This window comes from Nocardiopsis coralliicola (assembly GCF_054779695.1).
The window spans coordinates 1-14,276 of record NZ_BAAGXT010000075.1; the positions used below are offsets into that span (position 1 = coordinate 1).

A 14,276-nucleotide genomic window follows, 5' to 3' on the forward strand; every position below is an offset into this window, starting at 1 on the left:
CTCGGCGTCGGGGCCGCCGGGCAGCAGCGCGGCCGCGGCCGCCAGAGCCAGGGCCAGCAGCCCGGCGCGGGCCGGCCAGCGGGTCAGCCGCGCGGCGGAATCGGCGCCGGCACCGGATTCGGGGGCGCCGGCCCCGGCGAGCCGCTCGGCGCCGAACGCCGCACCGCGCAGCAGCACCAGCACCACGACCAGGGCCGCGCACGCGATCGCGAAGGGGCTGGTCGGGGCGGAGCCGGTGAGCAGTCCGGCCACTGCGGCGCCCCAGCAGGCGGCGAGCACCCAGCTGCCGGCGGTGATCGCCGCCTCGCACGCCGCGCGCCAGGTCCGCCCCGCGGAGCGGGCGTGCAGCCAGAGCCCGGCGTCGCGCACGATCCACGCCGCGGCCAGCGCCGTGAACACCGGCCACAGCGGGCCCGCCACCGCCGCCTTCAGGTCCGGGAAGGCCCCGGCGGCCAGCCCGATCGCGGCGACCAGCCACACCTCGGTACCGAGGAAATAGGGCGCCGCGGCGGCAACCAGGCGGCGCCGCTCCGCCGGTGTGCGGGCGAGCTGCGGCAGCAGCATGCCGAGCCCCACGTCGCAGCCGGCGAGGACGGCGTATCCCCCGGCCAGCAGGGCCAGGGCCAGGATCGGGAGGGTCTCCATGCGCGGTCTCCTCGTGCAGCGGGTCAGAAGGTGGGGGCGGGCTGCCGGTCGCTGCCGTCCGCACCGTCGGGCGCCTCCGGCTGCGCGGCGAGCGGTCCGCCCGCGGGGCCGCGCCGCGCGTAGCGCACCAGCAGCAGGAACGTCACCGCGCCGAGCGCCGCGAAGGCGAGCGTGAACAGGGCCAGTGAGGCCGCCGCGGCTGCCGGCGACAGGTCGGTCATCGCGTCGGCCGTGGTCAGGTGGTGGCGCACGGTCCACGGCTGCCGCTGCGTCTCGCGGAACACCCAGCCGCCGACGCTCGCGGCGTAGGGCAGCACGGGCAGCAGCACCAGCGGCCAGAGCAGCCACCGCCACCGGTCGATCCGCCGCACCAGCCACGCCAGCAGGAGGACCCCCGCCACCGTGGTCAGACCCAGCCAGCTCAGGTACATGACGACTTCGCCGGCCGCCCCGAACGCGGCCGCGGTGCCGCCGGCCTGTTCGGCGGCCTCCTCGATGGCGTCGATCTCGGCGTCGGTGTAGGTGGCACCGCGGAGCGGCGTCTCCGGGCCGAACAGCGCGAACTGGGTGCCGCCGAAGGACACGGTGGGGAAGGCGCCGGCCGCGAGCAGCACGGTTCCGCCCCGGATCCCGCGGCGGAACACCCCGTCGGTGTCGCTGCCCCGCGCCAGGTGGTAGGCGCTGACCGCCACCACCACCGATCCCCCCATCAGCATCGCCGCGAACACCACGTGGAAGAAGGCGAGCAGCGCCGACGGGTTCAGCAGCAGCGCAGCCGGGTCCTCCAGGACCGCGGTGCCGCCCTCCATCCGGAAGCCGCCCGGGTGCTTCAGGAAGCCGTTGGCCACCAGCACCCAGTACGCCGACAGATAGGCGGTTGCGGTGACCACGAGGAAGCATCCCCAGTGCGCCCACCGCCCCATCCGGTCCCAGCCGAAGATCCACAGGCCCAGGAAGGTCGACTCGACGAAGAAGGCGGCCATGGTCTCCACCGCGAGCGGCGCGCCGAACACGGCGCCGAACGCGTCGGACAGCCCGGCCCAGTTGGTCGCCAGCTGCAGCTCCATCACGAGCCCGGACAGGATGCCCATCGCGTAGTTGACCAGGTAGAGCCCGCCCCAGAAGCGGACCGCGGTGTCCAGCGCTGGGTCGCGCCGCCGGACCGCGCGCCACTGCAGGCCGAGGATGTAGGGGGCCATGCCCAGCGTGAAGGCGACGAAGAGGTAGTGCGTGGCCGCGGTGAACGCGAACTGGAACCGCGCCAGCAGGAGCGGGTCGGGGGAGCCGTCGAACATATCGGTGCCTTCGCCGTGGGGTGGGAACACACCGATGGTCGCCCCGCGGCACCGCCGCGGGCATCGCCCTCCGGGATGCGGTCCGCCTACTCCGATCGGCGCGCCGCCGGCCCGCGGATACCTCCCCGGGGGTAGGGGGGAACCCCGGCCCCGCCGCGGGGATCCTCAGGGTCTGTTCCGGGCTGCCAGCCGCTCCGCCCCGCTTCCGGCGGGGTCCGGTGCGCATCGCGGCACCGCGGGGGCCCGGTCCGGCGCCGCAGCCGGGCGGCGCCGGACCGGGGCCGCCCAGCCCCGCGGGACGTCCCCCCCGGCGGCGGCGCCTTCGCCCGCGGTGCGGTCGCGGTCGCGCCGCGGCCCTCCAACACGGCCGCCAGGCCGGCGCCCGCGCCGTTCTCCGCCGCCGGGCCCTTCGGCGGACCGGCGGTGACCGGCACCGGCACAGCCGAGCCCGCAGCGCCGTCCCGCCTCCCGCACCGATCGCCCGCGCCGCGCCGGCGGCCGCTCCGCTGCGGGCCTGCCGCGCAGCTCGTCCGGCGGCTCACCCCTGCGCATGGCGGTGCCGCCGGCCGTGCCGGCGCCCGCGCCGGTGCCGTCAGGTCATCCAGCCCGGAGTGACCAGGGACGTCTCGTAGGCGATCACCACCAGCTGCGCGCGGTCCCGCACCCGCAGCTTCACCATGATCCGGCTGACATGGGTCTTCGCCGTCGCCGGCGACAGCACCAGGCGCTCCGCGATCTCAGCGTTGGACAGGCCGCCGCCCACCAGGGTGAGCACCTCGCGCTCGCGGTCGGTCAGCTCGGCCAGGCGCTCCGTCGGTGCTGTGGACCGGCGCGGCCGGCGGGCGTAGTCGGCGATCAGCCGACTGGTGACGGCGGGAGACAGGAGCGCCTCGCCGCCGGCCACGATCCGCACCGCCTGCAGCAGGTCGGCCGGTTCGGTGTCCTTCACCAGGAAGCCGCTGGCGCCGATCCGCAGCGCCTCGAAGATGTACTCGTCGAGGTCGAACGTCGTCAGCACCACGATGCGCGGCCCGTCGCCGCCCGGGAACGCCGCCGCGATCCGCTCGGTCGCGGCGAGCCCGTCTGTGCCCGGCATCCGGATGTCCATCAGCACCAGGTCCGGCCGGAGCGACCGGGTGAGCCGCACCGCCTCGTCGCCGTCGGACGCCTCGCCCGCCACCTGGATGTCGTCGGCGCTGTCCAGCAGAGCGGCGAAACCGGCGCGGACCAGCGCCTGGTCATCGGCGAGCAGGACGCGGATCATGGGAGCCTCCCGGGTCTGGTGGTGCGGGGCGGACGGCACCGGGGCCGGGCGCCGCCCGCGGATGGATGGGCCGTGCGGGGGCGCGGAGCCGGACCGGACCACCATTATCGCGGCGCGGGCGGTCACGGCTGGTGCGCCGCTGCCGTGCCGGGCGCGGGGAGCTCCGCCTCCACCGTGAAGCCGCCGCCGGCGGGGGAGGACGCGGTGAGCGAACCGCCGAGTGCCTCGGCGCGCTCGCGCATGCCGGTGAGGCCGTTGCCGGGGACGGCGTCCGGCGCTCCGGTCCCGTCGTCGGCGACGGTGATCCGCAGCAGCCCGCCCCTGTAGTCCACGTCCACCGCGACGCGGGCCGCGCCGCTGTGCCGCACCGCGTTGGTGAGCGACTCCTGGATGATGCGGTACGCCGCCGTCTCCACCGGGGTTCCGAGCGGGCGCCGCGCGCCGTGCAGGGTGAAGTCGACGTCCACGCCGGTCCGGCGGGTGCCCTCGACCAGCGCTTCGACGCCGTCCAGCGTGGGCGTGGGTGCGCGCGGCGCGGCCTCGTCGACGGAGCGCAGCACATTGAGGGTGCTCCGCAGCTCCTGCAGCGTGGACTTGGACGTCTCCTTGATGGTGGCCAGCGCCTGCGCCGCCCGCTCCGGCTCGGACTCGATCAGGTACAGCGCGGTTCCGGCCTGCACGTTGATCAGCGAGATGCTGTGCGCGACGGTGTCGTGCACTTCGCGGGCGAGCCGGAGCCGCTCGTCGGCGGCGCGGCGCAGGATCTCCTCCTCGCGCACCCGCGCCGCCTCCACCCGGCTGTGCTCGGCCGCGTCGCGGTAGTCCCGCCGCCACCGGGTGCCCTCCGCCGCCACCAGGACGACCAGCACCCAGGCCAGTACGCCGATGGCTTCGGTGAAGTAGCCGCCGCCGGTTGCGCCCAGCTCCCAGGACTGCACCACGAGCCACTGCGCGAGGCCCATCGACCAGCCGAGCAGGCGGTGGCCGCGCGCCACCGACAGGAAGAGCGCCGCGACGGCCCCCAGCATCAGCGGGCCGTCGGGGTAGGCCAGCGGATAGTAGAGCGCTGCCGAGCCGACGACCACCGGCACCACCGCCCGCGGTGCTGCGGACAGCCAGGCCAGCGGCACGGTCCCGGTGGCCAGCAGCGCATAGCCCAGGAGGTAGCGGTCGGAGAGCGGCCGGTCGTAGGGCGAGTTGTGGAAGAGCTCGAGCCCGATCGTCGGCAGGACCACCAGCGCGGCGACCGCGGCGGCGAGGACGGCGTCGTTCCGGGTCGGCCGGGGCAGCGCGAGGTGTCTCATCGTGGGCCGATGCTATGGGGCGGGGTGGTGCTGGCGCGTCCTCCGCGCGGCGGCGCCGCCGGGACCGGGCGTACTCCCCGCGGAGTAGCGAGGGGAGTACACCCGGTCGTTCCTCACCCGCCGCCGGACGGCGCCCGGCGCCGCTTCCGCCGGCCCGCGAGCGCCCGGGCGGCCGGTTCGGCGCTGAGCGCGGCGAACAGCAGCGCCGCCCCGGCGCCGCCGACCGGGCTCAGCGCCTCGCCGAGGAAGGCGACCGAGATGGCGGTCGCGGTCAGCGGCTCGGCGAGCACCGCCATCGCCATCGCGGAGTCGGAGGCGGTGCGCAGTCCGGTGAAGTAGGCGGCGTAGGAGAAGACCGTGGGCACCGTGCCGAGGAAGAGCAGGAGGCCGAGCGCCTCCGCGGTGGCGGGCACCGCGAGGCCGGCGGGGGCCGCGGCGGGCAGCAGCAGCACGCCGCCGGCGAGCATCCCCAGGCCGGCGTTGGCCAGCGGCGGCAGGCCCTCGACCGGCGTGCGGTTGACCAGCGACATCACGGCGAAGGACAGGCCCGCGCCGAGTGCGCAGGCGATCCCGCCCGCGGTCTGCGCCGCCGTCCCGTCGGTGGCCGGGAACCCGGCGAGCAGGGCGATGCCGAGCATCGCGGCCAGCACCGGTCCGACGGTGCGCAGCGACGGGAGGCTGCGGGCGGCCAGTACCAGGCCGAGCGTGACGAACACCGGCACGCTGCCGATCTTCACCATGGTGGACAGCCCCACCGGGATCAGCGCGAGCGAGGCGAAGTACAGCAGCTGGAAGACGGCGTGCAGCAGGGCGTTGACGCCGAGCCGGACGAGGATGGCCCGGCGCAGCCGAAGGCCGGACAGCCGCCCGGTGACCAGCAGGAACCCGGTGAGTAGCAGGCCGGCGATGAGCAGCCGGTGCGCGGCGATGGCCATGGGCGCCACACCCAGGTCCTGGAGCAGGTGGCCGGCCGGGCCGCTGGTGCCCCACAGCGCGCCGGCGGCGAGCAGCAGTGCTGAGCCGCGGCGGACGTCGGCCGGTGAGTGCCCGGACCGGGACGGCTCCGCCGGCGGCGGAGGCTGCGGTGTGCGGGAAGAACGGGGCGTACGGGAAGAAGATGACGGCACGAAGGACTCCTCCGTCGGCGGAACAGGGACCGCGTCCGGGGTGTGCGCACGCCGACCGCCCGCCGGGCAGGCCGCGGCGGGGGAGTGCGCCTCCCGGTCAGCCGGCCGGGGGAGGCGTCACGAACAGGCGTGACTCGTGCTCCATGGTGTCCTTCTCTGCGTCGTGAGCCCGCTGTCAGCGGGCGTCCGGACTCTATCGGACGCTGCCGCGGCGTCGCCCGGCCGCCCCGCCGGGTTCCCGCGGCAGGCTGCCGCCGCCGGCGTGCCGGCCTGATCGACCAGGGCGTGTGTCGTGGGCGGCTTTCCTCGCGAGCGGTGCCGCCGGGCGCCCGCACCGCACGGGCGACGCGGGAGCAAGCGCGGGCCCGCTTCCCTCCCCGTTTCTCGGCTGGCGAGAACGCCGAGAGGGGAGTGCCCGGGGCGGTGAGTGGACGCACGGCCGCCCACCCGGCACGCCCCGGGGCCGCGCTCGTGCAGCGGCGCGGAGACGCGGGCCGGCCGGTCCCGGCCCCAGCGCCGTGCGGACCGGGCAGCGGTGCCCCATCGCACCGGCGCGCCGGGGCAGCCTCCTCCCGACTGGGTCGCCTGTGCGGCGGGCAGCAGATGGCGCGGGGGCGGCGCGGCGGCTCGGATCTGCCGCCGTGCAGCGCCGGCCGGACACGGCCGTGCAGCCCCGGTCGGCGGCGTCCCGGAGCTCTGCCGCCCCGCCCTGCCGGCGGGTCACCGCGTGCCCGCTGGAGCAGAGGGGCCTCCCCCTGCACTGAGCGCACGGGGCAGCGGGCCGGGCCGGGCGGGCCCGCAGCGGAAGCCGTGCGGCGCAGGCACTCCGGCCGGGTCAGGAGAGGAAGGCGCCGTCGGGAGGGGCCGGGGAGTCGGCGGCGCCGGCGTCGCGGACAGCGGAGGCGCTGGCGGTGAAGGCGGCGAGGTCGGGGCCGGACAGGACGCGGGCCATGTCCGGATCGCGGTGCGCCCGGCGGGCCAGGTCGGCCTCCGGGAGCGGCGCCGCCGAGGCCGCGAGAACCAGGTTGCCGAACCGGCGGCCGCGCAGCACTGACGGCTCGGCGACCAGCGCCGCGTGCCCGAACACCGCGGACGCCGTGGCTGCCTGGGCGCGGGCGTGGCCGAGCCGGCCGCCGTCGGCGACATTGGCCGCGAAGACGCCGCCCGGCCGCAGCACCCGCGCCGCGTCGGCGAAGAACTCTGCGGTGGTCAGCCGGGCCGGGGTCCGCGCGCCGGCGAAGGCGTCGCTCACCACCAGGTCGGCAGAGCCGTCCTGGCGCTGGGCCAGCCACTCCCGCGCGTCGCCGATGCCGACCCGCACGCCGCTCCGCCGGCCCAGCGGCAGCCGCTCCCGAACCAGTTCGACCAGTTCGGCATCGATGTCGACGGCGCGCTGCCGGGAGCCCGGCCGGGTCGCGGCGATGTAGCGGGCCAGAGTGAGTCCGCCGGCACCGAGGTGCAGGACGTCGATCGGCGCGCCCGGCGCGGCCGCAAGGTCGGCCAGGTGGCCGAGGCGGCGCACGTACTCGAAGTCGAGCCGCTCCGGATCGGCCAGGTCGACGTGCGACTGCGGCGTTCCGTCGACGGTGAGCATCCACGCGTCCGGGCTGTCGCTGTCGCCGTCGCGGAGCAGTTCGATCCGCGGTGGCTGCGCACCCGCGTCCGCGCCGTCCGCGCCGCCCCGCCGCGCCTTTCCCATCGCCCGCCCCCCGCTACGCGGCCCGCGCCGGCGGCGGGCTCGCACCCCACAAAGGTAGGCCAGGGCAGCGCCGCCTCCGTACCGGCGCGGCGCGGCGGGCGCCCAAGCAGACGGGCTGCAGCGGGGGTGCGGGGAGGCTAGCCTTGATGCCTGCCCCTGAACTTCTGCGCGGCCCCGCCCGGCACAGTGCCGGAGCGCGGGCCGCCCCGCGTCATCAACCGAGGAGTGGCCGTGCTGCTGCGGATGTCGAACCTGTTCCTGCGCACCCTGCGCGAGGACCCGGCGGACGCCGAGGTGCCGAGCCACAAGCTGATGGTGCGCAGCGGGCTCGTCCGCCGCACCGGCCCCGGCATCTACTCGTGGCTGCCGCTCGGCAAGCTCGTGCTCGACAACGTCGCCGAGGTCGTGCGCCAGGAGATGAACGCCATCGGCGCGCAGGAGCTGCTGCTGCCCGCGCTGCTGCCGCGCGAGTACTACGAGGCGACCGGCCGCTGGACGGAGTACGGCGACGCGCTGTTCCGGCTGCGCGACCGCAAGGGCGCCGACTACGCCCTCGGCCCCACGCACGAGGAGGTCTTCGCGAGCATCGTCAAGGGCGAGTACTCCTCCTACAAGGACTTCCCGGTCTTCCTCTACCAGATCCAGGAGAAGTTCCGCGACGAGGCGCGGCCCCGCGCCGGCGTGCTGCGCGGCCGCGAGTTCCACATGAAGGACTCCTACTCCTTCGACATCGACGACGCCGGGCTCGATGCGTCCTACGCCAAGCACCGCGCGGCCTACGTCCGCATCTTCGACCGGCTCGGCCTGCGCTACACGGTGGTCAAGGCGACGTCGGGCGCGATGGGCGGATCGGCGTCGGAGGAGTTCCTCGCCGAGGCCGCGAGCGGCGAGGACACCTTCGTCCGCAGCACCGCCTCCGACTACGCGGCCAACGTCGAGGCCGTGCGCATCCCCGCGCCCCCGGCCCGCCCGGTCGAAGGGCTGCCCGAGGCCGCCGTGCACCCCACGCCGGACACGCCCACCATCGAGACCCTCGTCGACTTCTTCAACGCCGCCGGCCTGGGCCGCACCTTCACCGCAGCCGACACCCTGAAGAACGTGCTGGTGAAGAAGCGCGAGCCGGGCGAGCAGGAGTGGACGGTCATCGGGGTCGGGCTGCCCGGTGACCGCGAGGTCGACATGAAGCGCCTGGAGGCCGCACTCGAGCCAGCCGAGGTCGAGCTGCTCGACGAGGACGACTTCACCAGCCGCCCCTACCTCGTCAAGGGCTACGTCGGCCCGTCCGGCCTGCAGGCCAACGGCCACGAGTACTTCGCCGACCCGCGCGTCGTCCCCGGCACCGCGTGGCTGACCGGAGCGGACAAGGCCGACCACCACGTCGTGGACCTGGTCTGCGGGCGCGACTTCACCCCGGACGGCGTGCTCGACGTGGCCGAGGTCCGCGACGGCGACCCCGCGCCCGACGGCGAGGGCACCCTGTACACGGCCCGCGGCATCGAGATCGGCCACGTCTTCCAGCTGGGCCGCAAGTACACCGACGCCATCAGCCTGGACGCGCTCGGCCCCGACGGGAAGCCGAAGCGGGTCACCATGGGCTCCTACGGGATCGGCGTCTCCCGCCTGGTCCCGGTGGTCATCGAGCAGTCGCACGACGACCGCGGCATCGTCTGGCCGCGCGAGATCGCCCCCGCCGACGTGCACGTGGTCGCCACCGGAAAGGGCGACCAGATCGAGGTCGCGCTGCGGATCTCCGCCGAGCTGGAGGCGGCGGGCGTGCGGGTGCTGGTGGACGACCGCAAGGGCGTCTCGCCCGGCGTGAAGTTCACCGACGCCGAACTGCTCGGCGTGCCCACCGCACTGGTCGTCGGCAAGGGCCTCGCCGACGGCGTGCTCGAACTGCGCGACCGCCGCACCGGTGAGCGCACCGAGATCGCCCTCGACAGCGCCGCCGCCCGGGTCACCGAGGCCGTCAAGGCCGACTCTGCGCCCTAGGGCGTGTTGGGTGGATGGCGTTTGTCGCGAGCGGTGTCCTGGTGCGTTCATCGCAAGGCCGACGACGGAGTCAGGGTGGGTTTTCCTGTCGACTGAGGGGAACGCCGCGAGGGGCGTGCCAGGGCGACGCGCAGCAGGACAGTTGTCCACCCAACACGCCCTAGCCGTCTCGAAGGCCTCTGCGCCGCCTGCGCCGCGCCGCCCCACGGGGGGCGGCGCGGCGCAGTGCGCGGGCAGTGGTCCGCCCCGGCGCCCGGCGCGAGGGGCCGGGGGCGCGGCGCCCGGGACGGGCCACCGCGCGGTGCGGCATGCGGCGTTCTGCGGCGCCGGTGCCCGCGGTGCGGCACCTCGGGCCGGCGGCCGCGGAAGCGGGCCGATGGGGGACGGGAAGGGGCCCGACACCCGCGGCCAGGCAACCGGCGCCGCCGGCCGCAGCCCCGTGGCGGACACGCGGCGGCGCAACCGCAGTGCGCTTCAGCCGCGACTTTCCGCTCCGCTCCGCTGCGCACCCGGCTCCGGCCGGCGGCGGCGGAGTGCAGCGGCAGGGGCAGAGACGGGGGGGATCAGCCCCGTGCGCGGTACCGCGGGCTGTGCCGCCCTGCGGTGCGGGAGCTGCGGCGCGGCCGGGTGCGTCCGATCGGCCCTGCTGCGCGCGGCGCTCCGAGGGGCCGTGCGGGCCGGCGCCGGAGTCCGCGTCGTGCCGGACCGCGGAGCCGCCGGCGCACTCAGTCGCCGGGGTCCGCCGGGGCGGTCTCGGCGGGCGCCTCGTCCTTCTGCTCGTCGTCGTAGCCGGGGAACGGGCGCAGCCCGGCGTCCCACTCCAGCGAGCGGACGACCGCGGCCTGCAGGTCGGTGGCTGCCATCTCGCGCAGCGGGCTGGCGGGGACGCCGGCCAGCTGCAGCGCCCCCTGGCGCGAGGTGCGCTCCAGTTCGCGCGCGTAGCCGGAGAGGTCGTCCTCGGAGTCGGACTCGGGCAGCGTGTAGGCCGCCTCGGCGGGCGCCGGCTCGGTGTTGCGGTCCACCAGGGCCTGGCGCAGCGCGTCCCGCTGGGCGCGGTGCGCATCCAGGTGGCGGTAGCAGCGGTCCTTCTGGGCGCCTTCGGAGCGGGCGCCGATCCAGGCGTAGCCGTAGACCGCCGCGTGTTCGCCGCGCAGCGCGTTCTGCAGCGCCTCCACCGGGTCGACAGCGCCGTCCGGCGCCTCCGCGGTGGGCGAGGCGCCGTCTGCGGGTGCGGTGCGGGGACGCGAGCGCGGCGCCGTCATCCGGCCTCCTCGGAGAGTAGATGGACGTGGCCGAGGCCGCAGGCGCCCACCGCGGCGAGCAGCTGCCCCAGCGCGGGCTCCAGGACCTGGGCGCACTCCTCGGTACGCGCGACCGCGGCGGCCTCCTCGGCCGTCTGCAGGTCGCCCAGGCCGGGCGGGGCGTCGGGCAGCGGCTCCGGCGAGGGGGCGGGCGAGACACCGTCGGCGGTCCCCTCCGGTACCGGCTCGGGCGACCCGTCTCCGCCGTCCTCGGCGCCGCCGCGGTCGGGCAGGCGGGCGCGGAGGGCGGCCAGGTGGGCCTCGTGCCGGTCCAGCATGGCCTGCAGCATCTTCACCGGCTCCGCGCCGTCGCCGATCGCCGCGCGGTAGCGCTCGACCAGCCGTTCCACGCTGCTGACCGCGCCGCGCAGGATGCGCTCGTCCTGCCCCATCTCGCTGGGGTACCACCGGCCGCTGCCGGAGCAGCCGGCCAGCCCCGCGGCCGCCGCCGCCGCTGCCGCTGCGGCGAGGAGCACGGTGCGGCGGCTCGTCCCTGTGCCCGAACGGGGCCGACCACCCCGACCGACCGACGCGCCCAACCCTCGTCCTCCTCCGCCTTCGCCCCGCAAACCAGGGGCCTATCCTGCCACGGGGAGAGCTCCGGACCGTGCAGCGCAGGGCGGGCGTGTGGCGGGATTCTGCGTCCGGTACCGGACGCTTCGGAGCACGTGCGGGACCCGTACGCCGCGCTCTCCGCCGACCGCTCCGCGTGCTCGCGCGCCCGCGCGCAGCGGTCTCCCGCCCGCAGGCGCCGGCGGGTCGGCCCCGCCCGGCGGGGGCTGCGGCCGTACTGCGCAGATTGCCTGGGGAGGGCGCGAATGTGGATACCCTGGGAGGCGAGCCGCGGTCGCAGCGACGCGCGGATGACTTTCATGCACAGCTGGACCGCCCCGGCACCGATCTGCGGCACCGGGCGGAATTCCCTTGGGGAGGATCGCGGATGGGCGCTCAGGAGCAGGTGGCCGCCCTGCTGGAGCCGGTGCTGGCGCAGGCCGGCCTGGACCTGGAGGCGGTCGAGATCGCCCCGGCCGGCAAGCGCCGCCTGCTGCGCGTGGTCGTCGACTCCGACGACGGCGTCGACCTGGACAAGGTCGGCGACGTCAGCCGCGACATCTCCGCGGCCCTGGACTCCTCCGACGCCATGGGCGGCGCCCCCTACGTCCTCGAAGTCTCCTCGCCCGGCGTCGACCGGCCCCTCACCCTCCCCCGGCACTGGCGCCGCTCCCTCGGCCGGCTGGTTGCGGCGCAGCGCGCCGGCGGCGCCGGCGAGGTCGCGGGCCGGATCGCGGAGGCGTCGGAGACCGGCGTCGTGCTGGAGACCGGCAGCGGGACCGAGTCCTTCGGCTACGCGGAGCTCGAGCGCGCCCGGATCCAGGTGGAATTCCGCCGCGATGGCGACGGCGGCGACACCGCCGCGGCGGACTAGAGGGGGAGCCCCGTGGATATCGATATGAGTGTCCTGCGCAGCCTGGAGCGCGAGAAGGACATCTCGGTGGACCTCGTCGTCGCGGCGATCGAGGACGCTCTGCTCATCGCCTACAACCGCCAGGAGGGCGCGGAGACGCAGGCCCGCGTCGAACTGGACCGCACCAGCGGCCACGTCACGGTCTGGGCGAAGGAGACCGACGAGGACACCGGTGCGGAGCGCGAATACGACGCGACCCCTTCCGGGTTCGGCCGGATCGCCACGTCGACCGCCAAGCAGGTCATCCTGCAGCGGCTGCGCGACGCCGAGGACGAGCTGACCCTCGGCGAGTTCGCCGGCCGCGAGTACGAGATCGTCTCCGGCCTGATCCAGCAGGGCCAGGACCCGCGCAACGTACTGGTCGACCTCGGCCGGGTGGAAGCGGTGCTTCCGCCGCAGGAGCAGGTGCCGGGTGAGGCCTACCCGCACGGCGAGCGGCTGCGCGCCTATGTCGTGCAGGTCCGCAAGGGCCACCGCGGCCCGTCGGTGACCCTCTCGCGCACCCACCCCAACCTGGTGCGCAAGCTCTTCGAGCTGGAGGTTCCCGAGATCGCCGACGGCACCGTGGAGATCGCGGCCATCGCCCGCGAGGCGGGCCACCGCACGAAGATGGCGGTGCGCTCCAACAAGCCCGGCGTCAACGCCAAGGGGGCCTGCATCGGCCCGCTGGGCAGCCGGGTGCGCAACGTGATGGCCGAGCTCAACGGTGAGAAGATCGACATCGTCGACCACTCCGAGGACCCCGCGGTCTTCGTCGGCAACGCGCTCTCGCCGGCGCGGGTCAGCCGGGTGGAGGTGCTGGACGCGGCCGCCAAGGTGGCCCGGGTCACCGTGCCCGACTACCAGCAGTCGCTCGCCATCGGCAAGGAGGGCCAGAACGCCCGGCTCGCCGCCCGGCTCACCGGATGGCGGATCGACATCCGATCCGACGTGCCGGAGAACGACGAGCAGCCGGCCAGCGCCGACGGGCGGGACGGCGGCGCCGACGGCGGAACGGCCGATGCGCCGGCGCGCTAGACTGGGCGGCGGCGGTTCGCAGACACCCGTGCGCACCTGCGTCGGGTGCCGGTCCCGGGCGCCCCAGTCCGGCCTTCTGCGGCTCGTCGCCGACGGAGGAAGGGTCCTGCCCGATCCGCGCGGCACCGCACCGGGGCGGGGGGCCTACCTGCACCCCGATCCGGAGTGCTGGCGCGCCGCGCAGCGGCGGCGGCCCTGGCCGCGCGCCTTCCGCGCGGCCGGCCGCTACGACGACTCCGCCGTGGCCGCCCGCTTCTGAAGCGGGTGCGCGCGTTGGAGTCGGCCGGGTCTGCGGGATAGGGTTGGAATGATCACGCTGCCCGGGACGTTGCCCCGTGTCGGCGGTCGATTCATGCCGCAACCGCGGTGAACTGACCCATTGTTGTGTAGCGACGAGGAAGCGGGTCGAGATTGCGATGAGCGCTCGATGAGTACGCAGCGATGAGTACGTCAAGCTAGCGACGGTCCGGTACACGCCCATGTCCCGGACCGAAGTAGAGGAGAGCAGTGGCGAAGGTCCGGGTGTACGAGCTCGCTAAGGAGCTCGGTGTAGAGAGCAAGGTCGTCATGGCCAAGCTCCAGGAATTGGGCGAGTTCGTCCGATCGGCGTCTTCGACGATAGAGGCTCCGGTCGTCCGCAAGCTCACTGACGAGTTGAAGCCTGGCTCCGGCGGGAAGAAGGGCGGCGCTGCCGCCAAGCCGCAGGAGCCCAAGCCGCGCAGCGAGGCCAAGCCGGCCCCGAAGCCCGGCCCCAAGCCGGGTCCCAAGCCCGGTCCGCGCCCGGCCGCCGAATCCGGCGGCGAGGCGCCTGTAAGCAGCCCTGAGCAGGATTCCCAGGATTCGGCTGACGGCGGCGCGAGTGCCGCCAAGCCCGCGCCGAAGCCGGGTCCCCGGCCTGCCGCGCCCAAGCCGGGCGGCGGCTCCGCCCAGGGCGGCGGCCGCGGCGAGCGCGGCGGCCGCGGCCCCAAGCCGGGCCCGCGGTCTAGCGGACCGCGTCCGGGCAACAACCCGTTCTCGGCGCAGCCCACCGGCATGGGCGCCAAGCCCGGCCCGCGTCCCGGTCAGGGGCAGGGCCAGGGTCAGGGGCAGGGCCAGGGCGGCCCGCGTCCCGGCGGCGGCGCGCCGCGTCCCGGCGGTGCCCCGCGCCCCGGCGGCGGTGCCCCGCGC

General features: G+C 75.8%; 13 protein-coding genes. 5 read left to right on the forward strand and 8 right to left on the reverse strand.

All coding sequences use genetic code 11. The features are described from left to right. The 6 genes from ACYVGT_RS27280 to ACYVGT_RS27305 all read right to left on the reverse strand — a co-directional run. On the reverse strand, positions 1–645 hold a 645-nt coding region (locus ACYVGT_RS27280; protein ID WP_460863524.1), incomplete at its 3' end, for a cytochrome d ubiquinol oxidase subunit II. 23 nt (positions 646–668) lie between these two features. Next, on the reverse strand, positions 669–1,940 hold the full coding sequence (locus tag ACYVGT_RS27285; protein ID WP_460863554.1) for a cytochrome ubiquinol oxidase subunit I: 1,272 nt from the start codon (positions 1,938–1,940) through the stop codon (positions 669–671). A gap of 592 nt (positions 1,941–2,532) precedes the next feature. Next, positions 2,533–3,204, reverse strand: coding sequence for a response regulator (locus ACYVGT_RS27290; RefSeq protein ID WP_460863526.1), 672 nt, complete (start codon positions 3,202–3,204; stop codon positions 2,533–2,535). A 122-nt stretch (positions 3,205–3,326) separates the two neighbouring features. Then, positions 3,327–4,508, reverse strand: a complete 1,182-nt coding sequence (locus ACYVGT_RS27295) for a sensor histidine kinase (protein ID WP_460863529.1) — start codon at positions 4,506–4,508, stop codon at positions 3,327–3,329. A gap of 113 nt (positions 4,509–4,621) precedes the next feature. Then, positions 4,622–5,635 carry a DMT family transporter gene (locus tag ACYVGT_RS27300; protein ID WP_460863532.1) on the reverse strand — a complete coding sequence of 338 codons (1,014 nt, stop codon included), beginning with the start codon at positions 5,633–5,635 and terminating at the stop codon, positions 4,622–4,624. Between the two features lie 835 nt (positions 5,636–6,470). Then, positions 6,471–7,334: a spermidine synthase gene (locus tag ACYVGT_RS27305; RefSeq protein WP_460863536.1), complete on the reverse strand. Its 864-nt coding sequence runs from the start codon at positions 7,332–7,334 to the stop codon at positions 6,471–6,473. A 231-nt stretch (positions 7,335–7,565) separates the two neighbouring features. Here ACYVGT_RS27305 and ACYVGT_RS27310 point away from each other — a divergent pair, with 231 nt between their 5' ends. Beyond that, positions 7,566–9,326 carry a proline--tRNA ligase gene (locus ACYVGT_RS27310; RefSeq protein ID WP_460863539.1) on the forward strand — a complete coding sequence of 587 codons (1,761 nt, stop codon included), beginning with the start codon at positions 7,566–7,568 and terminating at the stop codon, positions 9,324–9,326. A gap of 725 nt (positions 9,327–10,051) precedes the next feature. Here ACYVGT_RS27310 and ACYVGT_RS27315 read toward each other — a convergent pair. Together ACYVGT_RS27315 and ACYVGT_RS27320 are read right to left on the reverse strand one after the other, a co-directional pair. Further along, entirely contained in the window at positions 10,052–10,588 is a 537-nt protein-coding gene (locus ACYVGT_RS27315) for a ferritin-like domain-containing protein (RefSeq protein ID WP_460863541.1), read from the reverse strand. After that, a complete protein-coding gene (locus ACYVGT_RS27320; RefSeq protein WP_460863545.1) occupies positions 10,585–11,103 on the reverse strand; it encodes a hypothetical protein in 519 nt (172 codons plus the stop codon). Before ACYVGT_RS27320 ends, ACYVGT_RS27315 begins: the two co-directional genes overlap by 4 nt. 464 nt (positions 11,104–11,567) lie before the next feature. On the opposite strand from ACYVGT_RS27320, the gene rimP reads away from it, so the two are divergent. From rimP to ACYVGT_RS27340, 4 genes are all read left to right on the forward strand, one after another. Next, the gene (gene rimP / locus ACYVGT_RS27325; protein ID WP_460863547.1) at positions 11,568–12,053 is read left to right on the forward strand and encodes a ribosome maturation factor RimP; all 486 of its coding nucleotides are present in this window, start codon (positions 11,568–11,570) and stop codon (positions 12,051–12,053) included. 24 nt (positions 12,054–12,077) lie between these two features. After that, positions 12,078–13,109, forward strand: a complete 1,032-nt coding sequence (gene nusA, locus ACYVGT_RS27330; protein ID WP_460863557.1) for a transcription termination factor NusA — start codon at positions 12,078–12,080, stop codon at positions 13,107–13,109. Positions 13,110–13,137: 28 nt separating this feature from the next. After that, on the forward strand, positions 13,138–13,368 hold the full coding sequence (locus tag ACYVGT_RS27335; protein WP_460863549.1) for a YlxR family protein: 231 nt from the start codon (positions 13,138–13,140) through the stop codon (positions 13,366–13,368). Positions 13,369–13,616: 248 nt separating this feature from the next. Next, on the forward strand, positions 13,617–14,276 hold a 660-nt coding region (locus ACYVGT_RS27340), incomplete at its 3' end, for a translation initiation factor IF-2 N-terminal domain-containing protein (RefSeq protein WP_460863552.1).